At 61.5% G+C, this 23689-nt stretch carries 21 protein-coding genes, 1 tRNA gene and 1 pseudogene; 18 read left to right on the top strand and 5 right to left on the bottom strand.

Annotated elements, in window-relative coordinates:
• Positions 1-72: 72 nt before the first annotated feature.
• On the bottom strand, positions 73-1071 hold the full coding sequence (locus CVS27_RS05785; protein ID WP_103464804.1) for a DUF389 domain-containing protein: 999 nt from the start codon (positions 1069-1071) through the stop codon (positions 73-75).
• A 230-nt stretch (positions 1072-1301) separates the two neighbouring features.
• On the opposite strand from CVS27_RS05785, the gene guaB reads away from it, so the two are divergent.
• Positions 1302-2810 carry an IMP dehydrogenase gene (gene guaB, locus CVS27_RS05780; RefSeq protein ID WP_103464803.1) on the top strand — a complete coding sequence of 503 codons (1509 nt, stop codon included), beginning with the start codon at positions 1302-1304 and terminating at the stop codon, positions 2808-2810.
• A gap of 165 nt (positions 2811-2975) precedes the next feature.
• On the opposite strand, the gene CVS27_RS05775 is transcribed toward guaB, so the two are convergent.
• Complete coding sequence (locus CVS27_RS05775) at positions 2976-3590, bottom strand: hypothetical protein (RefSeq protein ID WP_103464802.1); 615 nt, start codon at positions 3588-3590, stop codon at positions 2976-2978.
• Positions 3591-3656: 66 nt separating this feature from the next.
• On the opposite strand from CVS27_RS05775, the gene CVS27_RS05770 reads away from it, so the two are divergent.
• The 8 genes from CVS27_RS05770 (at position 3657) to CVS27_RS05735 (ending at position 14737) form a co-directional block, all read left to right on the top strand.
• Entirely contained in the window at positions 3657-4769 is a 1113-nt protein-coding gene (locus CVS27_RS05770) for a BtrH N-terminal domain-containing protein (protein WP_103464801.1), read from the top strand.
• 43 nt (positions 4770-4812) lie between these two features.
• Entirely contained in the window at positions 4813-5937 is a 1125-nt protein-coding gene (locus tag CVS27_RS05765; protein WP_103464800.1) for a GuaB3 family IMP dehydrogenase-related protein, read from the top strand.
• Between the two features lie 142 nt (positions 5938-6079).
• Complete coding sequence (locus CVS27_RS05760; RefSeq protein WP_103464799.1) at positions 6080-6571, top strand: PTS sugar transporter subunit IIA; 492 nt, start codon at positions 6080-6082, stop codon at positions 6569-6571.
• Positions 6572-6732: 161 nt separating this feature from the next.
• On the top strand, positions 6733-7572 hold the full coding sequence (locus CVS27_RS05755) for an SURF1 family protein (RefSeq protein WP_103464798.1): 840 nt from the start codon (positions 6733-6735) through the stop codon (positions 7570-7572).
• On the top strand, positions 7569-8078 hold the full coding sequence (locus CVS27_RS05750) for a DUF3817 domain-containing protein (protein WP_370739473.1): 510 nt from the start codon (positions 7569-7571) through the stop codon (positions 8076-8078). Before CVS27_RS05755 ends, CVS27_RS05750 begins: the two co-directional genes overlap by 4 nt.
• A 219-nt stretch (positions 8079-8297) precedes the next feature.
• On the top strand, positions 8298-9887 hold the full coding sequence (gene guaA, locus CVS27_RS05745; protein ID WP_103464797.1) for a glutamine-hydrolyzing GMP synthase: 1590 nt from the start codon (positions 8298-8300) through the stop codon (positions 9885-9887).
• 111 nt (positions 9888-9998) lie between these two features.
• Positions 9999-14204, top strand: coding sequence for a DUF4011 domain-containing protein (locus CVS27_RS05740; protein WP_103464796.1), 4206 nt, complete (start codon positions 9999-10001; stop codon positions 14202-14204).
• 17 nt (positions 14205-14221) lie between these two features.
• On the top strand, positions 14222-14737 hold the full coding sequence (locus CVS27_RS05735) for a hypothetical protein (protein WP_133162887.1): 516 nt from the start codon (positions 14222-14224) through the stop codon (positions 14735-14737).
• Positions 14738-14756: 19 nt separating this feature from the next.
• Here the strand turns inward: CVS27_RS05735 and CVS27_RS05730 are convergent, their stop codons facing one another.
• Positions 14757-15377 carry an RcpC/CpaB family pilus assembly protein gene (locus CVS27_RS05730; RefSeq protein WP_243399915.1) on the bottom strand — a complete coding sequence of 207 codons (621 nt, stop codon included), beginning with the start codon at positions 15375-15377 and terminating at the stop codon, positions 14757-14759.
• A 289-nt stretch (positions 15378-15666) separates the two neighbouring features.
• On the opposite strand from CVS27_RS05730, the gene CVS27_RS21225 reads away from it, so the two are divergent.
• Positions 15667-15813: a hypothetical protein gene (locus CVS27_RS21225; protein WP_243399919.1), complete on the top strand. Its 147-nt coding sequence runs from the start codon at positions 15667-15669 to the stop codon at positions 15811-15813.
• 62 nt (positions 15814-15875) lie between these two features.
• On the opposite strand, the pseudogene CVS27_RS21220 reads toward CVS27_RS21225, so the two are convergent.
• Both CVS27_RS21220 and CVS27_RS05720 read right to left on the bottom strand, forming a co-directional pair.
• Positions 15876-15989: pseudogene (locus CVS27_RS21220) on the bottom strand (FmdB family zinc ribbon protein); the annotation flags it as partial.
• Positions 15990-16071: 82 nt separating this feature from the next.
• A complete protein-coding gene (locus tag CVS27_RS05720; protein WP_103464792.1) occupies positions 16072-16695 on the bottom strand; it encodes a 5-formyltetrahydrofolate cyclo-ligase in 624 nt (207 codons plus the stop codon).
• An 80-nt stretch (positions 16696-16775) separates the two neighbouring features.
• On the opposite strand from CVS27_RS05720, the gene galU reads away from it, so the two are divergent.
• From galU to CVS27_RS05680, 8 genes are all read left to right on the top strand, one after another.
• On the top strand, positions 16776-17678 hold the full coding sequence (gene galU, locus CVS27_RS05715) for a UTP--glucose-1-phosphate uridylyltransferase GalU (RefSeq protein ID WP_103464791.1): 903 nt from the start codon (positions 16776-16778) through the stop codon (positions 17676-17678).
• A gap of 4 nt (positions 17679-17682) precedes the next feature.
• Positions 17683-18297, top strand: coding sequence for a GNAT family N-acetyltransferase (locus CVS27_RS05710; protein ID WP_103464790.1), 615 nt, complete (start codon positions 17683-17685; stop codon positions 18295-18297).
• A 171-nt stretch (positions 18298-18468) separates the two neighbouring features.
• Positions 18469-19290 (top strand): hypothetical protein, encoded by an 822-nt coding sequence (locus CVS27_RS05705; protein WP_103464789.1) that lies wholly within the window; start codon positions 18469-18471, stop codon positions 19288-19290.
• 111 nt (positions 19291-19401) lie between these two features.
• Positions 19402-20190 (top strand): SDR family oxidoreductase, encoded by a 789-nt coding sequence (locus tag CVS27_RS05700; protein WP_103464788.1) that lies wholly within the window; start codon positions 19402-19404, stop codon positions 20188-20190.
• Positions 20191-20279: 89 nt separating this feature from the next.
• Positions 20280-20352 (top strand) — tRNA-Ala (locus tag CVS27_RS05695).
• A 349-nt stretch (positions 20353-20701) separates the two neighbouring features.
• Positions 20702-22249: a PTS transporter subunit EIIC gene (locus CVS27_RS05690; protein ID WP_103464787.1), complete on the top strand. Its 1548-nt coding sequence runs from the start codon at positions 20702-20704 to the stop codon at positions 22247-22249.
• A 39-nt stretch (positions 22250-22288) separates the two neighbouring features.
• Positions 22289-22762 (top strand): PTS sugar transporter subunit IIA, encoded by a 474-nt coding sequence (locus CVS27_RS05685; protein WP_103464786.1) that lies wholly within the window; start codon positions 22289-22291, stop codon positions 22760-22762.
• 57 nt (positions 22763-22819) lie between these two features.
• Positions 22820-23689 carry a PRD domain-containing protein gene (locus CVS27_RS05680; RefSeq protein ID WP_103464785.1) on the top strand — a complete coding sequence of 290 codons (870 nt, stop codon included), beginning with the start codon at positions 22820-22822 and terminating at the stop codon, positions 23687-23689.

The raw sequence follows: 23689 nt of genomic DNA, 5'->3' as shown, positions 1-23689 counted from the left end.
AAAATGCCGCCGTTCGCGCATTTTGCCACCGATATACCGGTGGCATTTTGCGGGAACGGCGGCATTTTCGCTCTAACGCCGGAAAGTGCGGCGAGCTCCCAGCCGGGGCAGCCCAAGTTTGGCTTGGGCGGCGGAGTACTGCGAGAGTGCCGGACGACGTCGTCGGATCAGACGGTAGATCAGCAAGACCACCGCGGCCGAGACTATGATGCCGGCCATGTTGAGCAAGAGTTGCAAGGCGGAGCCGGCTGCGCGGTCGGGCTGGCCCAACACCACGGCCACTGCAACGTACCCCGCTGCCGGAACCGTTGTGACTGAGATGAACACCCCCACCAGCATTGTGGATTTGCGCCCAATCAGCGAGAGCATTCCGGCGGCGCCAGCCAGGACCGCCACAATGAATGAATACCAGCCTGGGTGGTAGATGAACTCGGTGGAACTTGAGCTCGCCAGAACGTCGGCGGGCTCAAAAAGACCCAGTGGGATGGAGACGAATGCTGCAAGTGCGGTGATGACAATGGCGAGCGGGAACCCAACCGCCAAGGCCAGGGCTGCGCGTCGGGCAAGTTTCCAGCGCCTGTCCACGAGTGCCAGAGCCAAGCCGGCCAAGGCCCCGAATTCCGGACCCAGCACCATGGCTCCAACAATGGCAATGGTGGAGTCGGTGACAATGCCGATGCCCGCCAGTTGGACAGCGATGACTATGAAGGCCAGGTAGCTCCAAGTCAGTTTGGACTCTTCGCTGGTGTCGTTCTCCACCTCGTCCCAAATGATGGCATCGGCCTCATCTCCGGGCACGGCCTTGTCGGCCTGCTCTAAGCGTTCGGAAATGACCAGCTCAGGGGTGGTGATGGTTACCGAACCGACGCCGGCGATGTTGAGCTCGTGGAGTTTCTCCAGCAGGCCCTCAACAGATTCCCGGACGGCTTGCACAGTGATGACGTCACCCGCCGGCACGATTGAGGCTCCCACGGCCCGGGAAACCTCCGAAACGCCGGCATGACCGGTAGCAACGGCCACCACCTGATCCGAGAGGTCAGCAGGGACAACAATTCGAATGTGCAGTGCCATCTGCTGCTTCCTGTGGTGCCAATAGTTGATCGGAACACTACTACGTCAGATGCTCGGCTGGCACCGCAGCCTACCGTCAGATCGGCCCCCACTGTGACTCAGGCCTCGGGAATAGGGTCAGGGCAGCTTTCGTTTTAGAATGTAACCAACGCACAGACAGTCTCCGTAATCACGGGACCAGTCATCGGATGCACACCCTTAAATGGTTCTACCCCCGCCAAGGAGCCTTCGTGTCCCAGCCTGAAATGCATGACCCCTTCGCCTTTGTTGGCCTGACGTACGACGACGTCCTGCTCCTTCCCGGCCACACCAACGTCATCCCTTCCGAAGCTGACACCAGCTCACGGGTTTCCAAGCGCATCACCGTGCAGACGCCGTTGCTGTCTGCCGCCATGGACACCGTGACTGAATCCCGCATGGCCATCGCCATGGCCCGCCAGGGTGGCTTGGGTGTTGTGCACCGCAACCTGTCCATTGAGCGCCAGGCCGAAGAAGTTGACCTGGTCAAGCGCAGCGAATCGGGGATGATCACCAACCCGGTCACTGTGGGCCCCGACGCCACGCTGGCGGAGCTGGACGAGCTGTGCTCACGTTTCCGCGTTTCTGGCCTGCCCGTTGTTGACGCTGACGGCCGCCTGGTAGGCATCGTGACCAACCGCGACACCGTTTTCATCCCGGAAAGCGAATACTCGCAGCGCCTGGTCCGCGACGTCATGACCCACATGCCGTTGATCACCGGCCGTGTTGGCATCAGCCGCGAAGAGGCTTCGGGCCTGCTGGCCAAGAACAAGATTGAAAAGCTCCCCCTGGTGGACGCTGCCGGTGTGCTCCGCGGCCTCATCACTGTCAAGGACTTCGCCAAGGCTGAGCAGTACCCGCTTGCCACCAAGGATGACAAGGGTCGCCTGCGCGTGGGTGCAGCCATTGGCTTCTTCGGCGATGGTTTTGAACGCGCCATGACCCTGGTTGAGGCAGGCGTTGATGCTTTGTTCGTTGACACCGCCAACGGCCACAGCCAGGGCGTCCTGGAAATGATCCAGCGCCTCAAGAGCGAGAAGTCCGCCGCCCACGTTGATGTGATTGGTGGCCAGGCTGCCACCCGCGAAGGTGCCCAGGCCCTGATCGACGCCGGTGCCGACGGCATCAAGGTTGGCGTTGGCCCAGGTTCCATCTGCACCACCCGCGTGGTGGCAGGTGTTGGCGTTCCGCAGATCACCGCCATTTACGAATCCGCCAAGGCTGCCATTCCGGCAGGGGTGCCGTTGATTGCCGACGGCGGACTGCAGTACTCGGGCGACATCGGCAAGGCGCTGGTCGCCGGCGCTGACACCGTCATGCTCGGTTCCCTGCTGGCCGGTACCGAAGAGTCCCCGGGCGAGACGGTCTTTGTCAACGGCAAGCAGTTCAAGGCATACCGCGGCATGGGCTCCCTCGGTGCCATGCAATCCCGCGGCAAGAACACCTCCTATTCCAAGGACCGCTACTTCCAGGCCGATGTCACCGGAGATGAGAAGCTCATCCCCGAGGGCATTGAAGGCCGGGTTGCCTACCGCGGCCCGCTCGCCTCGGTTGCCTATCAGCTGGTTGGCGGCCTGCGACAGACCATGTTCTACGTTGGCTCCCCGACCATTCCCGAGCTGAAGGCGCGCGGCAAGTTTGTGCGCATCACCGCGGCAGGTCTGAAGGAATCCCACCCTCATGACATCACCATGACCGTGGAAGCCCCGAACTACAAGTAACAGTTTCCAGTACGACGGCGGGCCGTCACCTTTCGCACGAAAGGTGACGGCCCGCCGTCGTTCCCCACGCCCTCCCACCACTCGCAATCCCCAGCAGCTCCCACCCCTCGCAAGCTCGCGGCGGGCCCCCGCTGAGGGGCCCTCGGACGTGTGGGCCCAGCAGAACTAGGCCAGGGCGGCCTTGAATGCCGCCGTGGCTTCGTCCTGCGGAAGCGAGGTCTGGGTGAACTCGGATTCGGAACCTGAACGCAGCACCCATTCACCTGTTTCTTCTGCTGTCAGCTGGGCAACCACCGGCTCGGAGCCCGTGCGCAGGCGCCTGATGACAGCGGTGGCGGGAAGGCCCTCGGCGGCACCGGCGAGGTACTCCTGGGTCAGGTGCAGGGCCAGCTCCACCATGGCGGGTCCGGACTCGATGGGCTGGACCTCGTGCACCCCGAGCGGGCTCAAGCTCAGCAGGACGGCCCCAACATTGGAGCCCACCGTGAAGAGCACATGGTTGGTTGTTGGTGTGGTCAGGGAAATTTCCAGCCACTCCTGGGCCTGAGACAAAACCGAAGCCACTATGGAGCATTTCTCCAGGGGAACAATCTTCTCGCCTTGAAGTTCCGCCAGTCCGCGCACCATCAAGGTGGTGATTCCTGCGTTGGTGAGCAGTTCGTTGTCGGTGTGCTGGTCAAGACGGAGCAGGCCCAGCGTCACCGCCGCCGACTCTGTGGGGGTCATTGCCAGCAGGCCGAGCAATTCGTGGTCGGTCATCCGCAGTTCTGTGTCAGTCATGAACCCAGCCTACAGAAACGCCCCACTTGCGAGGCACGCAGCAGCAGTCGCAGCTACAATCAACCCATGCTCCCCGCCTATGATCCACAGACTGAATATTCACACTGGGACTCGGGTCTGTGGACCCGGGTGCTGGCCACCTCCGGCGTACGGAACCCCTTCACCGGCGGACCCTACAGCGAAGCCATGTTGGCTGGCCTGGCGGGCGGAATCGGCTTCATGATTTTTACGTTTGAGTACAAGGAAACCACCACAGCCTCCGTGGTCACCCGTTTTCACCCCGGCCCGTACACCGAGAATCTGCTGCGGCGCAGTGGCGCAGGCGTCAACATTCAGCAGACCGGGAGCGCCACGCTGGCCCAGGCGCGGCTGGACGCTGCGCTGGACTCTGGGGTTCCGGCAGTGGTGCGGCTTGTGCGCGGGAAGCTGCCGTGGGCCGCGTCGGATGCGCTGGCGGACATGGATTCCATGGATGTTGCCGTGGTGGCCCGTGACGGCGACGGCTACCTGGTGGACGACGGCGGCGGCTACCTGGTGGACGACGGCGGCGGGAGACTCGAGAGGATAGCGCCGGAGGAGCTGGCACAGGCGCGCGGCGCACGGAAGGCGGACAAGCACTGGCAGGCGCATGTTGTGCAGGGGAGCGGGGGCGAACCTACAGGGGAGATCTTGACCAAAGCTGTGCTGCGCCAGACCATTGCCGAGACCGCCCACGCCCTGTTGACACAGCAAGCGCCGCCCGGGATCCCGCCGGGATATGCCAATAACTTTGGCATTCTTGGAATGGAACAATGGGCTTTGCGGCTGCGGGACACCTCCACCAAGCGTGGCTGGACGCGAATCTTTGGCGACCCCCAACGCTCCCAAGCTGGCCTTGCCATGTTGCACGGCCTCCTGGCCGGCAAACGGTTCAGTGGCCCCGGGGCTCTCCGGCCGTTGCATGCGCAATTTTTGCGCGAGGTGGCGATGCTCGGGGACGGGGCGTCCGGCGTCGGGCTCCCCACTGCATTGGGCCAAGTTGGCGCACAATACAAAGAACTGGGCGAACTTTGGGATGAGCTGGCAGTGCTGATCGGGCGGGACGGGGAGCCTGATTTTACGGCCATGGCAGCGAAAGTGGAGCGCATTGCAGGCTTGGAAGCGGCAGCCGCCCTGGCGCTGCAAAAGTCCGTGGACTGAGCGGTTTAAGGGCTCTGGCGCTCGCTGCGATAGGCTAGGGGGCGTGACTTATGAGATTGAGATTGGCCGTGGAAAGCGTGGACGCCGCGCATACTCGTTGGATGAGATTTCGATTGTGCCCAACAGGCGTACTCGCGATCCCCAGGATGTGTCGGTGAAATGGCAGATCGACGCTTACCAGTTTGAGGTGCCCGTCATTGGGGCGCCCATGGACTCGGTGATGTCCCCGGAGACAGCCATTGCCTTGGGCAAATTGGGTGGCTTGGGTGTCCTGGATCTGGAAGGCCTGTGGACTCGCTACGAGGACCCGCAGCCGGTGCTGGATGAGATTGCAACGCTGGAAGGCTCGGTGGTTGATCCCGAGACCACCCGCCGCCTGCAGGAAATCTACAGCGCACCCATCAAGGCGGAACTGATCACGGCCCGCCTGGCCGAGATTCGTGCCGCCGGCGTGACCGTTGCCGGCTCCCTGACGCCGCAACGCACCCAGGAGTTCTACAAGACTGTCATCGCAGCCGGCGTGGACATTTTTGTGATTCGAGGAACCACTGTTTCCGCTGAGCACGTGTCCAAGACCACCGAGCCTTTGAACCTCAAGCAGTTCATCTATGAACTCGATGTCCCCGTCATTGTTGGTGGCGCGGCAGGCTACACCTCGGCCCTGCACCTGATGCGCACTGGCGCAGCCGGTGTCCTGGTGGGCTTCGGCGGAGGCGCCTCCACCACCACAAGCCGCGCACTGGGTATCCGGTCACCCATGGCCAGCGCCATCTCCGACGTTGCCGCGGCCCGCCGCGACTACATGGATGAGTCTGGCGGACGCTACGTGCACGTGATTGCCGACGGCGGCATGGGCTCCAGCGGTGACATCGTCAAGGCCATTGCCATGGGCGCCGACGCCGTCATGCTCGGGGCAGCTTTGTCCCGCGCCGCCGAGGCGCCCGGCCAGGGCTGGCACTGGGGTGCCGAAGCCCACCACCAGGAACTGCCGCGCGGCCACCGCGTGAAGATGGGCACCGTAGGAACCCTGGAAGAGGTCCTGTACGGTCCGGCACACCAAGCCGACGGCACCTCAAACCTGATTGGTGCGCTGCGCCGGTCCATGGCCACCACAGGTTATTCAGACCTGAAGGAATTCCAGCGGATTGACGTCATCGTCTCCCCGTAGTTTTGTGGTTTCAAAGTGCCTCGGCCGTTGGGCCGGGGCACTTTGTTCCTTAACAACGACCCCGGCGGAGCCCCTATTTCGAGGCGGAAATGAGACTAGACTGGGGGCAGTCTTTTATTCCAACACCAGCCGAAAGGTACTGATGACATCGGGTTCGCTGGAACGCTATGAAACTGAACTAACCAACCCCAACTTGGTTATTTTGGAAATGGTAGCCGACTCGAAAGAAGACGGAACCGCCCAATTGGCCGCGAAACTCTTTGAGCACGGCCGCATCTCCGATCTTGACGGTTTCTTGCGCGACGTCAACTCCCGCGAGCATCAGATGGCCACTGGACTCCCCGGAGGTATTGGCCTGCCACACGCGCGCAGCGAGTTCGTCAATGAAATCTCCATCGCCGTGGGCATCACCAAGTTTGACCACAGCCTCGATTTTGGTGCCGTTGACGGCCCCGCCACGGTGATCTTGCTCATTGCCACGCCCGCCAGCTCATTCTCCGCGCACCTGGAGGTGCTGGCCACGCTAGCCAGGTCCTTGTTCAAGGAAAACTACCGTGAATCCCTGCGCCGGGCCCACGATCCCGAGGTTATTGCCGAACTCATCAACTCGTCATTGATTTTCTTCGACCACTAGGCCCCACGCCCTCCCACCACTCGCAGGCTCGCGGCGGGGCCCTCGGGCGCGGGGGCCCACCCAGCTCCTCCCCGATTTCAGCCGCTGGCGCGTGGGCCCAGGCAGGTCCGGGTTTCCAGGCGCATTCGTTGTTCTACACGGTGACGAAGTAACGTTGAAGGGTGTTGAAAACTGCCGTTAAGCCCAAATGGATAGCCGCGCTGGTATTTGCGTTGGCCGTTTCCGCCGTCTTAGTCCTGCTGAGCCAGTGGCAGTTCTCCCGCTCGCTGGAAAAAGACGTGGCTCCTCCCACAGTGACAGAGAAGGTTCAGCCTCTGCTGAACATCATGGTTCCGGGTGAGCCCCTGACCGGCGACATTGAGGGCCAGTTGGTGACCACCAGCGGCCACTTTGACCCCGCAAAACAAGTCGTGGTCCCCGAGCGCGTACAGGACGGCGACGTTGGCTACTGGGTTGTCACGGCCTTTGTGGTGGACGGAGCCCCAACGCTCTCAGGTGTAGCGGCAACTAAGGAAGTAGTGATTCCCGTGGCCCGCGGCTGGATTGCATCACCTGACAAACTGCCCAGCGCACCCAGCGGAACCGTCCAGCTTGAAGGCAGGTTGCTGAACTCCGAAGGTCCAGTGCTGGCACCGGATCTCCCCGCCGGCCAAGTCAGTGCACTCTCCAGCGCCGAGCTGACAAACATGTGGAACGTAACCACCTACGCCGCATTTGTGGTCTCCCGCCACGAGATGGCGAACGGTGCAGACGTTGGCGCCTCAGCACAGTCCTCGGGACTGCTGCCGATTACTGTCACCGCAACGGACCAAAATGACAAGGTCAACTGGCTGAACATTTTCTACGCGATTGAATGGGTAGTCTTCGCCGGCTTTGCTTTGTTCCTGTGGTGGCGTTTGGTGGCCGATGACTACCGCCGCGACCAAGACGCACTCTACGACCTGGAATACCCGGACGACGACACCCCCGATGAAGATACGACCAAAGAGGTAACAAAGTGACCGAGCCCAAATCGAGCGGCGCCCCGGCAGCATCGACCAATGCTGCAACCCCGAAGCGACGCTTTGGCGGCACCCCTGCCCAGATCATGACGGCACTGAAGTTTTACAAGGTGCTGGCCTACGCAACAGGTGCCATGCTCCTGCTGCTGGTGGTTGAACTGGTGCTGCGCTACGCCTTCAGCAGCGTTCTGGTGGCTGGTGGCACCAACTCCATCACGGGCGAGTCCCACGGCTTTGGCTTGGTGAACGTTGACGGTGGCGCCATGGCGATCACCGGCGGCGTGAACCTGTCCACTATGGTTCTGATTGTTCATGGCTGGATGTACGTTGTGTACTTGATTGCCGACTTCCGCCTGTGGACTCTCATGCGCTGGCCGTTTGGCAAGCTGGTACTCATTGCCCTGGGCGGCGTGGTGCCGTTCCTGTCCTTCATTGTTGAAGGCAAGGTTCACAAGGAAGTGCTGGCAGAGGTTGCCGCCAATCCAAAGGCCGGCAAACGCTACTAGAGCCAATCGCCGTCGAACCCTAAGGGGCAGCATCCCACACGCTCCACCGCCTGACGCTCCTGCAGACGTGGGTGGGTTTTTCGGAACGCTCCTGCACAACTGCAGGAGCGTTCCGGGTTTAAGTCCCATAGCTGCGATAGCGCTGGGAAATTTGAGGTGCTGGTCACTCAAACTGGGGGTGCGCAGCAAGCTGGCTGCGGCGTGGGTTAAGATTGAAGGGTGACTAATCCCGCTACGGCCCAGACTTCCCAGAAGCCCGTCCTGGTTGTGGACTACGGTGCCCAGTATGCCCAGTTGATTGCGCGCCGTGTGCGTGAGGCCAATGTGTACTCGGAAATCGTGCCGCATACCTATACAACTGCGCAGTTGCTGGCCAAAAACCCAGCTGCCATTATTCTCTCCGGTGGACCTTCAAGTGTCTACGCAGAGGGCGCACCCAGCGTTGGTGCTGACCTGTTCGAAGCCGGCATTCCGGTCTTGGGTATTTGCTATGGTTTCCAAGCCATGGCTGCTGCCTTGGGCGGTACCGTCGCCGAAACAGGTTCGCGCGAATACGGTGCAACAAACGTTTCCCTGGTTGGCGAAAGCCGCTCCATCCTCAGCTCCACAGGTGACGTGCAAACCACCTGGATGAGCCATGGTGACAGCGTCCAGCAGGCGCCCGAGGGCTTCGACGTCCTCGCGTCCTCAGCTGGCGCACCCGTTGCCGCCTTTGCCAATGAGGAAAAGTGCCTCTTCGGTGTCCAGTGGCACCCCGAGGTCAAGCACTCCGAGTTCGGCCAGACCGTGTTGGAGAACTTCCTGTTCAACGGCGCCAAGCTGGAAAAGAACTGGACTGCCAACAGCATCCTGGACGAGCAGGTTGATCGCATCCGCGAGCAGATTGGCAGCGCAAAGGTCATTTGTGGTCTTTCTGGTGGCGTTGACTCTGCCGTGGCCGCCGCCCTGGTGCAGCGCGCTGTGGGCGACCAACTCACCTGCGTGTTCGTCAACCACGGCTTGCTCCGTCAGGGTGAGGCCGAGCAGGTTGAGCTCGACTTCGTAGCCTCCACCGGCGCCAAGCTGTACGTTGCCAACGAGCAGGACCGCTTCCTGAACGCCCTTGCCGGTGTTTCCGATCCGGAGACCAAGCGCAAGATCATTGGCCGCGAATTCATCCGCGCCTTCGAAGAAGCAGAACGCGCCATCATGGCCGAGGCAGCTTCAGAAGGCGAAGAGATCAAGTTCCTGGTTCAGGGCACCCTCTACCCCGATGTTGTTGAATCCGGCGGTGGTGAAGGCGCAGCCAACATCAAGAGCCACCACAATGTTGGCGGTCTGCCCGAGGACCTGCGCTTTGAGCTCGTTGAGCCGTTGCGTGCCTTGTTCAAGGACGAGGTCCGTGCCGTGGGCGCCGAACTGGGCCTGCCTGCCGAAATCGTTGGCCGCCAGCCGTTCCCCGGCCCCGGCCTAGGTATCCGCATCGTCGGCGAAATCACCGGCGAACGCCTGGAACTGCTGCGCAAGGCTGATGCCATTGCCCGCGCCGAGCTCACAGCTGCCGGCCTGGACAATGAAGTGTGGCAGATGCCCGTAGTGCTGCTCGCCGATGTGCGCAGCGTGGGCGTCATGGGTGACGGCCGTACCTACGGTCACCCCATTGTGCTCCGTCCGGTGTCCTCCGAGGACGCCATGACGGCTGACTGGTCACGCCTTCCGTACGATCTGCTGGCCAAGATCTCCAACCGAATCACCAATGAGGTGGAAGGCGTAAACCGCGTTGTTTTGGACGTCACGTCCAAGCCGCCGGGAACCATTGAGTGGGAGTAAAACCCACAGGACCACTGGGGAGTACCGGAAAAGCCGTTTTTCTGGCTTTATTTGGTGCTCCCCAGTGTGCCGAACAGGCATTAAAAGGCTAGGGGCGATAGCCTAAATTGCATGTCAGTATGGTCAAGACCGTTTCGCTCAAGTGCAGAGAAGAAGGCACCCGTGTCCGAAGTTGCAAGCCTCAATGTGAGTTCACCTGAACTCCAATCCTGGCTTGCTGGATTGGATTCCTATTCCGGAGCCGATACCGCCCTTGCCTTCGTAAAAACCGAGCATGGCAGCATCAGCCTCACGCACGCCCACCCCTCCGGACTGGCGCAGCTCTTGGCTGGCCGCAAAACCCGGCTATCCACGCTGATTCGCGAACCCGAACACTACGCAGCTGCCAAGCGGGCCGCCGCTGCGTTGCGGGCCAAGATCTTTGAGCTGAGCACCGATCGCGGGATCGACGTCGGCTACCTCGCCGCCGGGATGGCCCGGTGGTCTGCCTTGGGCGATGACCATGAGGCAGTCAATGCACCCGTGCTGCTGGCCGCCGTCGCACTGACGGTGCGTCCGGGCCAGGACGACTACGAACTCCAGCTCATGGAGCAGGCACAGATCAATCCCGCGCTGGTCAAGCACCTGAGCGAACACACCAACATCCACGTTGATGCTGCCGCTCTGGGCCGGCTCGCGTACAGCACCGCACGCTTTGATCCCACCCCCGTGCTGGATCGCGTCCGGAACATGCTGGCACCCATTTCAGGGTCCACCGTGGAGCATGAGCTGGTGGTTTCCAGCTTTGGCTTCCTCAATGACAACCTGAGCGACCCTGCCCTGATGGCGGGCAGTGAACTGCTGGAGCTGTTGCAGCGTCACAGTGAGGACGATGTCCTTCCGGTTGAACTGGAACCGGACTTTTCCAGGTTCACGTCCTTGGATGATCGCCGTCCGGAGGATGAAATCCTGGTGCGCGACGCCGATCGGCAACAGCAATACGTGCTGGACATGATCCGTGCAGGGGATTCGGTGCTGGTCTCAACCCCTCCGGGCACCGGGCAAACCCAAACAGCCATCAATGCGATTGCCCAGCTGGTCCATGACGGCAAGAGCGTTTTGGTGGTGGGCGAACGTCGCGGCACGCTGAACGAGTTGGCCCAGATCCTCACCGAGCATGATCTGGACTCCTTGATGCTCCAGCTCAGCGCCCAAAGCGGGCCGCAACAAATCAAATCCCAGCTCATTCGTGCCATCACACGCAACGAAAAAGCTGTTGAGCCCAAGCTGGCCAATCTGCACGAGACCTTGGTTGATCACCGCCACCAGCTGGTGGACCACGTGGCGAGCCTGCACAATGTCCGCGAGCGGTGGGGCTGCTCACCGTATCAGGCCATGCAGTCGCTGGCGGAGCTGACCTCCATACATCCGGCACCGGCCACCACTGTGCGGCTCAAGCGCAGCGTGTTGGACAGCATCCGTGACCGCAAGGAACTGACAGGGCGTTTGCGCCGTGCCGCGGCCTTGGGCGCGTTTAGCCAAGTGGCCGTGAGTAGTGCCTGGCACGGTGCCCGCATGGTCACCCGCAAGGAAACTGAAGTGGCCTACTCACTGGCCGAGCAGCTCCATGAGCAGGTTCCCCTCTTTGCCGCCAAGATGCGCGAGGTGGCTGAATTTGGCCAGATCACCCAGGGCGTTACCTTTGCCGACTGGGGCCTTCAACTGAACATGCTGGTGGCCATCCGCGAGAGCTTGGACAAGTTCAACGCCGATATTTTTGACTGGTCCACCGAAGACATGATCGCTGCCACCGCCACGGCTGCCTGGCGGCGTGAGCGCGGGATCGAAATGCCTGCCCTGCAGCGTGCACGGTTCCGCCGCAACGCCAAGGACTTGGTGCGCCCGGGCGTTCACATTGCCGATCTGCATGAGTCATTGGTTCTGGTGAATGAGCAGAGTGCACTGTGGGCCGAGGCCGCCACCAGCAAGCGCCACCCCACGGTACCTTCGGGCCTGGCCGAGCTGAACCGAAGCTATGCGGCACTGCGGGAGAAGCTGCTGACCTTGGGTGCGGTTCTGGAGCGCACAGTGGATGGCGGTGACCTGCTGAACTTCAACGCTGGCGAGCTGGTTGGCCGTCTGGAGGCCTTGGTGGCGTCCAAGGAAACGTTGGAGACGCTGCCTGAGCGCACACTGTTGCTGGACGGCCTGCGCGAGCAGGGACTGGGCGAATTGCTGGCTGATCTGGCTCACCGTGAGGTTCCCGCCGAGCAGACCGGGTCAGAGCTTGAATTGGCGTGGTGGCAGTCTGCCCTTGAGGCGATGATTAGCGGGGATGAATACCTTGCCATGTCCGACGGCGCCAACCTGCGCCGTTTGGAGGCCGAGTTCCGCTTGGCTGACCAAACCCATGTTGCCTCCGGGCCCGGCCGCATTCGCTGGCGTTTGGCGCAGCAGTGGACTGAAATCCTGGCTGGCCGCAACCGCCAGGGCGAAATGCTGCGCAACGTTTTGAAGGATGGCCGGGTTTCCTTGGCCGCACTGAGTGCTCAAGCGCCGGACTTGTTGCGCAACTTGGCTCCCGTGTTTGTGCTGAGCCCCCTGGTGGTGCCCACGGCAATCCCCTCCGATTACCGCTTTGATGCAGTGATTATCCTGGATGCCGAATCAACATCATTGCAATCGGCCCTGCCAGCGTTGGCCCGTGCCGACCAAGTGGTTGCCTTTGGGGATGAGCAAACAGCCTGCCCCAAGAGTTTCACCGTGGCTGTCAGCTCACCGTCGCAGCGCGGCAGCGAGCAACACCCACTGGAAAGCGTTTTTGGTGCACTGTCGCGCGTGTTGCCGCGCCACCGCCTGACGGTTTCCTACCGTGCCGTGGATGAAGAGTTGGTCCGCCAGCTCAGCAATGGTTTCTACGACGCCCAGCTCGAACGCCTGCCCGATGGCCGCGCCGTGACTGGCCTTGAACGCTCACTCACCGTGGACTACCTGCCTGACGGCAAGGGCCTGCCGGGTGCTGGCGACGGTGGTGTCGAGTCAGTGGTGGCTGAGGTGAACCGCGTTGTGGACCTGGTGTTTGAACACGCCAGGGTACGTCCGCGCGAGTCGTTGGCGGTTATTACTGCCAGTGACCGCCACGCGGTACGTGTGGCGCAGGCCATCCGGATCCACATGGCCAACCATCCTTTGCTGGGCGAGTTCTTCGCATCCGGTCCTGAGTCTTTCCGTGTGGTCACGGTGGACAGGGCTGCCGGCTTGGTCAGGGACAGGGTTATCTTCTCCCTAGGTTATGGCCGGACACCCCATGGCCGCGCCCTGCATGGCTTTGGTCCGTTGTCCGAGCCTGATGGCCGCGCCAAGTTTGCGCTGGCCATGACCCGTGCCCGGACTCATATCCACATCTTGACCTGCTTCCGTCCCGAGGATCTGGACGAGCAGCGTTTGAGCTACGGCGCCACCGACTTCTTTGAGCTGCTGGACCGTGAACTGGCCGGGAATTCGTTGTTGGGCACACCCGCATCGCGCGCCCAGGACAGCGAACGGATCACGGGTGAAGACCCCTTGGTGGCCGACCTTGCCGACAGGCTCCGTGCCCGCGGGGCCCGCGTGTGGCACCACTACGACGGCGCCCTGGACATGGCGGCAGCCCCGGATCCCATCCAGTTGTTGGGCCGCGCCGAGCATGAGATCCCTGTCCCTGTGGCAGTTGAATCGGATGGCACCGCCAAATACCAGAACATGAGTGTGCGTGAACGGAGTCGCCTGCGGCCCGAGATGCTGGAACGCCTAGGTTGGCGCTACGTTCCGCTGTGGACCATTGAAGTCTTCACGGATCCCTCGAGTTGTGCCGACCAAATTGGCCGTTTCCTGGGCCTGTCCTCCACAGCTGGCGACGCCGATCTGGCCTCCCTGATGGGCACCTCCTTGGATACGTCCATGACGGCCGTGATCGATTCGCCCCGTTCGCGGCGGCGCAGCGGAACAGCCGCCGAGACAAACAACGACGCAGTCGAAGCGCCCGGGGAAACCCAGAGCGAGGACATGGCGCCGGAACTGGAACAAGATTTAGTGAGTGCTGAAAGCGAGAAGTCAGTGAGTGAGCAGGCTGCGAATATGAACGAGACTGAGTCAGCGGCTGAAACCACTGCCGAGGCCATGGCCGAACCGGCTGCAGAGTCGGCTCAGGATGCGGCCGGCGACTTGGCACCGTCATCGGATTCGGGCGTCTTGCCCAAGGTAGCTCCGCACGACGCCGACCACACCTGGGGCGACACACCCACAGCCAAGGGCCATGACGAATGGCTGCGCGAGAACAAACCCCCGCACTGGGGCTAAAGACTAAAAGGATCACCATGGCTACTTCGCCACAAATTCCAGGAATAGGCGCATTCGTGGACAAGAACCCCGGGGCGTCCATGCCGGAAACTCCAGGGCTTGTTAAAGTTGCAGCCAGACTCTTGGGACTTTGCGCCGTTGTGCAGATTGTTGCGAGCATTTTTGGCCTGATCTATGCATCCTCTCCTGAACGGCTTGCCGCCATCCAAGCGCAGATCGATGTCATGAGCGGGGACGTGCCCAGCCTGGAATTGATGCGCAACATGGGCTTGCTAACGGTGATCTTGGCTGGTGTTGTGACGGTGGGAGCCTACCTCTTCATCAGTTTCTTCCTACTGCGCGGCCGGTCATGGGCGCGGTCAACGGCTGCTGTCCTGGTGGCACTGACGTTGATCCAGTTGGTCGGCATCAGCTTCCCGGCAGGCCTGGCAACTGTGGCGCAGCTTGTTCTGGGCGGCGTGGCCGTGGGTCTTTGCTACCTGCCTGCCAGTACCAGGTACTTTGCTGCCGCCAAGGCTGCCCGCGGCCAGTAGCACCGATTCCGGGGGAGCGTCAGTTCAGCAGTATCAGGAACACTTTCCCCCGGTTGATTGCGCCGGCCAACGGTACCGCCTGTTCGGGAGAGGCAGCAACCACCACAATCCCCTCATTCTCTTGGGCGGGAAGAAGACCGCCGCTTTGAGGAGCCAGGGCGGGTGTCCAGAGAACGGGAACATCACTGGCGAGCACTTCATTGGTGACTGGCCCGTCCAGTCCTGCACTGCTGCTCAAAACCACTGTCACCAGCTGTCCTTGGCGCAGCAACGTCACAGTGGTGGGATCGCTCAACCGAACCGGGACTGCCTGACTGCCAGGTGGTGCACCCACCAGTAGTTCGTTACCCAGCAACGAGGCGTCGGTGAGGACTTCTCCGCGGCGGACGGGGCCTGAAAGCTGCCGGCCTGTCCACGCGGTAGTTGTGCCATTTTCTGGCGACAGGACAGATTCTGGTAGCAATGAGCCGTCTGGCACCATGGCCGGGCTGACTGCGGATTGACCAAGATCGGATGGGCTGAGAACATGCCCGGCAGGAAGGTCCCGCGCAGCAAGCAAAACGGTGGTTGTGGGAGGACTCGCAGGGGTTAGCTGCTCAACAGCAATGGCGGCTGCCGCACACAGCAGCAGAGCTGCCACAAGTCTTCGTCGGCGCATCACCAGACGAAAGAATTTCCCCCATGCTGTTTGTGGTGATGCCCGTCCCGACCAATGTCGGGACCGCCACGCAGGTCCTGGGTACGTGGGCGGAGGCGCGGGAACACGATTTGCTTTCATGCACCCACGCTAAGGGTACGCGCCCGCCCGCAAAAGTGGCTCTCGCCCTATTGTGGACAGTGCATGGCACAGCTGTCCCTGTGGAGGAACTAAAGGATGGAAGAGAGCCCGACGAGGGCCCAAATCTCCGTGATACTAGGCGGCACCAACAGTGGCGGCCTTGGCTGGCGCTGCGCTGTTGGAGGTGCTGCTGGAACTTGAACTGCTGCCAGCGGAACTGCTTGCCGGGGCCGGCTCTGAGCTGGTGCTTGCCGTAGCTGCCACCGAGCTGGAGGTGGAGCGGGAATCGGTGCGGTAGAAACCGGTGCCTTTGAAGACGACGCCAACGGAGTTGAACTTCTTGCGTAGATTTCCGCGGCATTCCGGGCACACAGTCAACGAGTCATCGGTAAATGACTGCTGAATATCAAAAGCATGGCCGCAATCTTTGCAGGCGTAGGCATACGTGGGCACTAATTTTCCTCCTGGATACATGCGTTGGAACCCTAACCGCCAGTCGCGTGGCTGGCAGTCCATGGTCCCAAGGGCTAATTCTACCATCGCAAGCTAGAACGCCTCAGGGCTCCTGGGCATTCCCGTTGCCTAGGGGTGGGCCGCAGCGTTGGTAGCCGGCTGGAGTGAGTGCATGGGTGACGCGTGCATCGAGGAAATCATGGGGGAGCAGCCCCGGCGCCACCAGTTCATGGGCATAGACCACGGCGGCCACGGGGAGAGCCGGAATGGTGGCCAAGAACCTGTCGTAGTAGCCGCCACCCTGCCCCAAACGCACACCTGCTGTGTCCACGGCTAGTGCGGGAATCAGGATGGCTTCCACCGAACCCAGTGCGGCAAAGGAGAGTCGCGGACCAACTGGTTCCATGACCGGTGCCAGAGGGCTCTTGGCCATTTGGATTCCCGGGTGCCAGAGAGTCCAGCTCAGCCGATATTCGGGCTCGCATACCGGAACATAGACCGTGTGCCCGGCCGCCGTCCACGCCTCTAGCAGCGGCGCAGTTGGTGGTTCATGGCCCATGGAGACGTAGGCGCATGCGGTCATGCCAGCAGCGGCTGGGGCCAACATGTCCAAGGAAGCCAACCAGTCAAGCCCCACGCGGGCGAGCTTAGGGCCGGCGGCTGGCGCCACGGACTGGCGCTGGGCGCGGATTTGGGCCCTCCACTCGGCTTTGCTCATTGTGCTCATGTCTGTCCGCTCGAGGTGGGGAATACTGGCCTAAGCAACACTATCCATGATTTCGCTTGGAATTCCGCTAACCTTGGGGCATGACTCCTGCACAGCGCGTTCGTAAAGCGGTAATTCCCGCAGCCGGTTTGGGCACTCGATTCCTGCCAGCAACCAAAGCCATGCCCAAGGAAATGTTGCCTGTTGTTGACAAACCAGCCATCCAATATGTTGTCCAGGAGGCAGTAAGTGCCGGACTGACAGACGTTTTGATGATCACAGGCCGCAATAAGCGGGCTCTTGAAGACCACTTTGACAGGGTTCCCGTCACCGAGCAGTTGCTGCAGGAAAAGGGCGACGTCGAGCGCCTCGCCGCTGTCCAGCACGCCACGGATTTGGGCGAGATCCACTATGTCCGCCAGGGCGACCCCAAGGGGTTGGGGCATGCAGTGTTGCGCGCCAAGACCCATGTGGGGAACGAGCCGTTTGCCGTGTTGCTCGGCGATGACTTGATTGACGAGCGCGATGAGCTGCTCACCGCCATGATTGCCGTGCAGGAACGCACCGGCGGCTCAGTGGTGGCCTTGATCGAGGTTCCGCAGAACAAGATCTCCTCGTACGGTTGCGCCGACATGACAGTCATTGAAGGCGAAGACTACGTTCGCGTCAACCACCTGGTCGAGAAGCCGGCCATCGAGGACGCACCGTCCAACCTGGCCGTCATTGGCCGCTACGTGCTCCACCCGGCCGTCTTTGAAGTACTGGAAAACACCCCTCCGGGCCGTGGCGATGAAATCCAGCTCACCGATGCGCTGCAGACCCTGGCCACGATGGACGGTGAAGGTGGGGGCGTGTATGGCGTCGTATTCCGTGGCCGCCGCTATGACACTGGCGACAAGTTGAGCTACCTCAAGGCAGTGGTGACCTTGGCTTGTGAAAACGAAGAGTTGGGCTCGGACTTGCGTGAATGGCTGGGCGAGTTCACAGCCGACTTCCAGGTCTAAGTTCATGTGGGGGCAGGCCATCTGGCCGGTGACCTTGGAAAGCGGCGATTTGGTCCTGCGCCCCATCAAGCTTCGTGACAAGGCGGAGTGGAGCCAGGTACGCGCCAGAAATGCTGCCTGGCTTCAGCCGTGGGAGGCCAGCAACCCTGCCAGCCAGGGCCAGTTGCCCACCTTTGGTGGAATGGTGCGGGTCTTGAATCAGCAGGCGCGTGAGGCGGCGGCATTGCCGTTCATCATTACTGAGCGTGTCCCGGGCAAGTCAAAACCAGCCATTGCGGGTCAGCTGACTGTTTCCTCCATCATGTGGGGATCAGCCATGTCTGCCACCTTGGGGTATTGGGTGGATCAGGACCGCGCCGGGCGTGGCATTGTTCCCACGGCCGTTGCCATGGCTACGGACCATTGCTTCCGGCAGCTAGGACTGCACCGCATGGAGATCAACATCCGCCCGGAGAACGTGGCGAGTTTGCGTGTGGTGGAGAAGCTGGGCTTCAGGGATGAGGGCCTGCGTCCTCGGTACCTGCACATCAACGGCCAGTGGGCTGACCATAGGAGTTTTGCCCTCACTGCTGAAGAGGTCCCCGAGGGGATCCTGACCAGGTGGTTGGCCAGCCGGTAGGAATCAGGTGGTGGGTTGACCGACATCGGATGTAAGAAGTGTCAGATTTATTCCCTTAGCTTGCGACACACCGCCAGTAATGCCGGTGGCGACATGTTTCCCCTCTAGGGTTGAAATGTGGCCGGACACGTGTTGCGAGCCCACCCAATCCAGCAGTTGCAGGAGACGTCAATGGAAAGCATTACTTCCGACGCCCACACCCACGTGGAGCCGGGACCTTCAACGGTCGTGCCCTCGCCAGCTGACAAGCCTTTGAAAATCCGCTGGGGCAGAACCCTGGTTGCCTGCCTGGGTCTCATGGCATTGCTGGTGGCTGGTATTTCCGGCGCGCTGAGCATGCTGTCTGTGACCACTTCCGGCTTGACCTGGGCATCCCTCGCCGTGTTTGGCTTGGTGATTGCAGGCCTCCGCACGCTTGCTGTGCGTGACCAAAATATTCGCCGTGCCGCCCGAGTTGCTGCAAGTGATGCAGCAAGAGCGACTTCCGCGCAGGCCTCCACGCCCGCTCCGGAATTGCGTGAGACCACACTCTTTGATGGTGCAGAAGGTGCTCCGCCGGCGCCTGTGCAGAAACCACTCACGGCAGAGGAATTGCGCGCTGCCGCTTTGCGCGTTGCTGCCAAGGGAACCGCCGACGCCAAGTTGGCACACACCCAAACCCTCGCTGAGGGTGAGTTGGAGGTCGAAACATGGGAGCCGGTAGAGGTCCCCGTGCCCGGCTACGTGACTGCCGCCCGCGCAGCGTCGAAGGCCGAGCCTTTGGCTATTCCTATTGCCCCCAAATCCGCCGGCACCTCCATCAAGGCTGACCAGGCCGGTGTGGGTGTTGCCGGTGACCACGAAGGCGTTGCGGCTGTTCCCGATGTTCCCGGCCGGGGCGCCCCGGTTGTGGTTGCGCCCGCTGTGGTTGCACCGTCGGCGATTGCTCCTTCGGAGCGCGGAAGCTACGCCCTGAACAATTTGGACGACGTCCTCCAACGCCGTCGGGCCTAATAAACTTTTAGCCTCCCGAACGGGGAGTAGTTGTTGATGTTTTCCAAAAACATCAACAACTACTCCCCGTTCGGGAGGCTGTTTTGTCCCTCTAGGCGTAGTGTTTGAGCCATGGTTTTGATTGCGGTTGCAGGCGGTACGGGACTGTCTGGCCGGGCCGTTATTGAAGAGGTTCTGGCCCGAGGGCACAAGGTGCGCTCATTGACCCGGCGGCCTCCATCTGCCGAGGCGCGGGTGGCGGGAGCGGAGTACGTCCACTGCGACTTCCACACTGGCGAGGGCGTTGCGGCGGGGCTGCTTGGTGTTGATGCGCTGGTTGAGACGCTGGATGCCCGATCCGGCGCTGGGTTGCGGGCGCTGCCGGTCACCTCGGTGGCTGTCTTGAACGCGGCCGCCGCGGCGGGCGTTAAGCGGTGCGTTTTGCTGACCATTGTCAGGGCAGGGGAGTGCTCCGTGGGCTACTACCAGGCGCAGGCGGCGCGGGCCCTGAGTTACGAGCACTCGGGCATGGCGACAAGCGTTGTGTATTCCACCCAGTTTCACAATCTGTTGGCGGGCATTTTTTCTGCAGGTGCCAAAGTTGGTGTCATTCCAGCCTTCCGTGGTGTCTCCTTTCAAACAATTGCGACGGCGGACGTGGCGCGTGTGCTTGTTGGGGAGGCACTGGTTGAGGATCCCGGGCACAGGCCAGTTCTCGCTGGTGGGCCCGAAGTGCAGGCCATGGCGGAGCTGGCGAAGGAGTGGAAGGGCGTCACCGGCAGCAAGGCTCGCGTGACAACTATGCCGCTGCCGGGCTCCTTTGGCACGTTCCTGCGGCTCGGCAAGAATTTGATTCCGGAGCATGCCGTGGGTCAGCAGAGCTTTGGGCAGTGGCTGCAATCGAAGACCCACGTGAGTTGACGGCCCTTTCGGGTTCGGCGTGAGTCATCCCTTGGAATCCACCCGATTGCAGGACTAGTCTATGAAAACGGCAGTGCACGCACTGCCAAGGGGCTATGGCGCAGTTGGTAGCGCGCTTCGTTCGCATCGAAGAGGCCAGGGGTTCGAATCCCCTTAGCTCCACCGCCGGGTGCCGCCGTGAGGGTATCAACTCCGGCGGTGAAAAATGCTCATTTCGGACCCTGTTTGGCATAGATGCCCGTCACACGTGTATGGTTGTCACGCCGCCACTTTTGGCGGTTGTCATCGGGATTGTAACTTTCGGCAATAACCTGGGACGCCACGCCTCGCGCAGCAATTTGCAGGGGCGATCCGTCTGTCTTTGTCCGAGGTTCCATCCTGACTGCGCAATTCGCGTGGGCCGCCAACGTTGCCGCCCGTCACGCACCAGCTGCGTTTCTTCTGCATGGTCCCCCTCGGCTCAGATTCTGGCTTCGACGACGTCGTCAAGCTACGAGCGAAGGGAATTGTAGTGTTCAAGCAACTTTCAAAGATCGGCAAGGCATTCATGCTGCCGATCGCCATCCTGCCGGCAGCCGGTTTGCTGCTGGGTATCGGCGGGGCCCTCTCCAACCCCACCACCGTCGCGGCTTACCCCGTGCTGGACAACCATGTCCTGCAGGGCATCTTCGGCGTCATGTCGGCCGCCGGCGCAACTGTCTTTGACAACCTGGCGATCCTGCTCGCCGTCGGCCTGTGCATTGGTCTGGCCAAGCGTGACAAGGGAACCGCCGCACTGGCCGGTGTGGTGGGGTACCTGGTCATGGTGGCCACCATCAAGTCACTTTTGGGGATCTTTACCCCCGACGCCGCAGCGATTGACACCGGTGTGGTTGGCGCACTGGTGGTGGGTGGTGTGGCTGTCATGCTGCACAACCGCTTCCACAACATTCAGTTGCCGGCCGTCCTGGGCTTCTTTGGCGGATCCCGCTTTGTCCCCATTGTTACGGCCTTTGCGGCCATCTTTGTTGGCGCTGCCTTCTTCCTCGTGTGGCCCCCTGTCCAGTTGGCGCTGGTCAACGCCGGCACGGGAATCGCCAGTATGGGCGCTTTCGGAACGTTCCTGTACGGGTCGCTGCTGCGCCTCAGCGGTGCCGCCGGCCTGCACCACATTATCTACCCCATGTTCTGGTACACCCCGCTGGGCGGCACCGAGATGGTCAACGGGGTTCAGGTGATCGGCGCCCAGAAGATCTTCTTCGCCCAGCTCGCCGATCCGAACCACGTGGGACTGTTCACCGAAGGCACCCGCTTCTTCTCAGGCCGTTTCGCCACCATGATGTTCGGCCTGCCGGGCGCCTGCCTGGCCATGTGGCACGTCATCCCCAAGGGTCGCCGCGCCAAGTACATGGGCCTGTTCGCGTCTGTTGCGCTGACATCCTTCGTCACCGGCATCACCGAACCCATCGAGTTCATGTTCCTCTTCGTGGCCCCCATCCTTTACGTGGTTCACGCGGTCTTTGACGGCCTGTCCTTCCTGATTGCAGACCTGCTGAACATCAGTATCGGCAACACCTTCTCCGGCGGCCTGATCGACTTCCTGCTCTTCGGTGTGTTCCAGGGCAACGACCGCACCAACTGGCTGCTGGTCATCCCCGTGGGCATCGTGTGGTTCTTCCTGTACTACTTCACGTTCAAGTTCTTCATCAAGAAGTTCAAGTTCGGTACCCCCGGACATTTGGAAGACACGCTGGGGAACGACGCCGAGACCGCCTCCGCGGGCGACGCCGAGTTGGTTCCCGCCACAGTAGGCGACGCTGAAGCCGGCACCCCCATTCAGCGCGAAGCCGCCCAGGTTCTCGCCGCACTGGGCGGGGCCGGGAACCTGGACGACGTGGATGCCTGCATCACCCGGCTGCGTGTTTCCGTCAAGGACCCCAGCCAGGTGGACAAGGACAAACTCCGCAAGCTCGGCGCCACAGGCGTTTTTGAGGTCAGCGGTGGCGTTCAGGCCGTCTTCGGCGGAAAAGCTGTCCTTTACAAAAGTGCGATTAATGAAAGCCTTGGCCTTGACGACTAATCACACGCCAAACGCTTAACCACCCTAGGAGTCAATCAGATGCTGAAAATGTTCAAGAAAAAAGGCGAACAGATCTTCGCGCCGGCCGCCGGTTCCGTCATGGCCCTTGCCGAGGTGCCGGACCCCGTCTTCGCCAGTGGCGCCGTTGGTGGGGGATTCGCCGTCGAACCTACCGAAGGTTCCTTTGTGAGCCCGGTCGATGGGGAACTGATCCTGGTTGCCAAGACGCTGCATGCCTACGCGGTCCGCACCGACGCCGGAGCCGAGATCTTGGTCCACATTGGCATGGACACGGTCAAGCTCAAGGGTGAAGGATTCACGGCTCACCGGGCAAAAGGGGAACAGGTCAAGCAGGGCGATGTCATCATCACCTGCGACCTGGCCCAGATGGCGGCATTGGTTCCGTCAATGGTGACACCGGTGCTGGTGACCAACGGCAAGGACTTTGTCATCGCCGAGACGCAAATCGGTGCTGCCAACGGAACGCCAGTCATCACCGTTCGGAAGAAATAACATGATGCCCGTCACGGGTGCCGCCTGCGCCCAGACATCTGCCAGGATCGCATCACCATGGAGCTGACTCAGGGATCCTCCGCAACCATCAAGAGGGTCTACAACAACAACGTTCTCCTCGCTGAACTCAGCGACGGCAGCGAGATGGTTCTTGTTGGCAAGGGAATCGGCTTCAACCACAAGCCGGGCGAAGCCGTTGACCTTGAAACTGCGGATCAAAGGTTCGTTCCTGACGGCAGCTACGCCGCCAGCCACGTTGCCGACATCCTCAGCGACGCTCCGCTGGAACAGATCGAGCTGGTTCAGGAAATCATGGCGATGGCCCAGACAGAGCTGAAATTGGAGCCCCGGCAGTCGCTGCTGGTCCCGATTCTTGATCATTTGGGCTTCGCCGTGCAGCGCGCTCGTGACGGCATCAAGGTTGACTTCCCGCTCAGGTGGGAAGTGGCCCAGCTATACCCGGCCGAAGGAAATTTGGGGCGGCGCGTTGTGGCACTCATCATGGAGCGGTTGGGCGTGCAGTTGCAGGAAGACGAGTGGGTGGCGTTCGCCCTGCACTTCGTCAACCAGCAATGGTCCAAGGCCGATTTTTCCAAGACTGTCTCCATGACCGAGACCATCGCCCGGGCGTTTTCACTACTGTCAGTGCGGTGGGGCAAGAACATTGATGAGAATGCGCTCAGCGCTTCACGCTTCGTGACCCACCTGCGTTATCTCTTTGCGCGCTCGGCCGAGGCCACTGGTGCCAACTCGATCCGGGTGGATGTCCTGGCATCCGTCCGCCAGGCCTACCCGGAAGCGGCGGATGCCGCCCTGGAGGTGGCCAAGCTCATTGGTGGCGCTCTTCGCCGGGAACTTGGGGATGACGAGGTCTCCTACCTGGCACTGCATACAAGTCGGCTCTATGTCGAGATGCTCAATACTTAG

This window comes from Arthrobacter glacialis (genome assembly GCF_002909445.1).
Taxonomy (GTDB): Bacteria; Actinomycetota; Actinomycetes; order Actinomycetales; family Micrococcaceae; genus Specibacter; species Specibacter glacialis.
The sequence above is the reverse complement of the archived record's forward strand: the minus strand, read 5'-3'. Positions and strand labels throughout refer to the sequence as shown.

Excerpts from the sequence above, each read along its gene's own strand:
- CVS27_RS05785 (WP_103464804.1), bottom strand. The coding sequence starts at position 1,071 with ATGGCACTGCACATTCGAATTGTTGTCCCTGCTGACCTCTCGGATCAG.
- CVS27_RS05775 (WP_103464802.1), bottom strand. The coding sequence starts at position 3,590 with ATGACTGACACAGAACTGCGGATGACCGACCACGAATTGCTCGGCCTG.
- CVS27_RS05770 (WP_103464801.1), top strand. The coding sequence starts at position 3,657 with ATGCTCCCCGCCTATGATCCACAGACTGAATATTCACACTGGGACTCG.
- CVS27_RS05760 (WP_103464799.1), top strand. The coding sequence starts at position 6,080 with ATGACATCGGGTTCGCTGGAACGCTATGAAACTGAACTAACCAACCCC.
- CVS27_RS05740 (WP_103464796.1), top strand. The coding sequence starts at position 9,999 with ATGTCAGTATGGTCAAGACCGTTTCGCTCAAGTGCAGAGAAGAAGGCA.
- CVS27_RS05735 (WP_133162887.1), top strand. The coding sequence starts at position 14,222 with ATGGCTACTTCGCCACAAATTCCAGGAATAGGCGCATTCGTGGACAAG.
- CVS27_RS05720 (WP_103464792.1), bottom strand. The coding sequence starts at position 16,695 with ATGAGCACAATGAGCAAAGCCGAGTGGAGGGCCCAAATCCGCGCCCAG.
- galU (WP_103464791.1), top strand. The coding sequence starts at position 16,776 with ATGACTCCTGCACAGCGCGTTCGTAAAGCGGTAATTCCCGCAGCCGGT.
- CVS27_RS05710 (WP_103464790.1), top strand. The coding sequence starts at position 17,683 with ATGTGGGGGCAGGCCATCTGGCCGGTGACCTTGGAAAGCGGCGATTTG.
- CVS27_RS05705 (WP_103464789.1), top strand. The coding sequence starts at position 18,469 with ATGGAAAGCATTACTTCCGACGCCCACACCCACGTGGAGCCGGGACCT.
- CVS27_RS05700 (WP_103464788.1), top strand. The coding sequence starts at position 19,402 with ATGGTTTTGATTGCGGTTGCAGGCGGTACGGGACTGTCTGGCCGGGCC.
- CVS27_RS05685 (WP_103464786.1), top strand. The coding sequence starts at position 22,289 with ATGCTGAAAATGTTCAAGAAAAAAGGCGAACAGATCTTCGCGCCGGCC.
- CVS27_RS05680 (WP_103464785.1), top strand. The coding sequence starts at position 22,820 with ATGGAGCTGACTCAGGGATCCTCCGCAACCATCAAGAGGGTCTACAAC.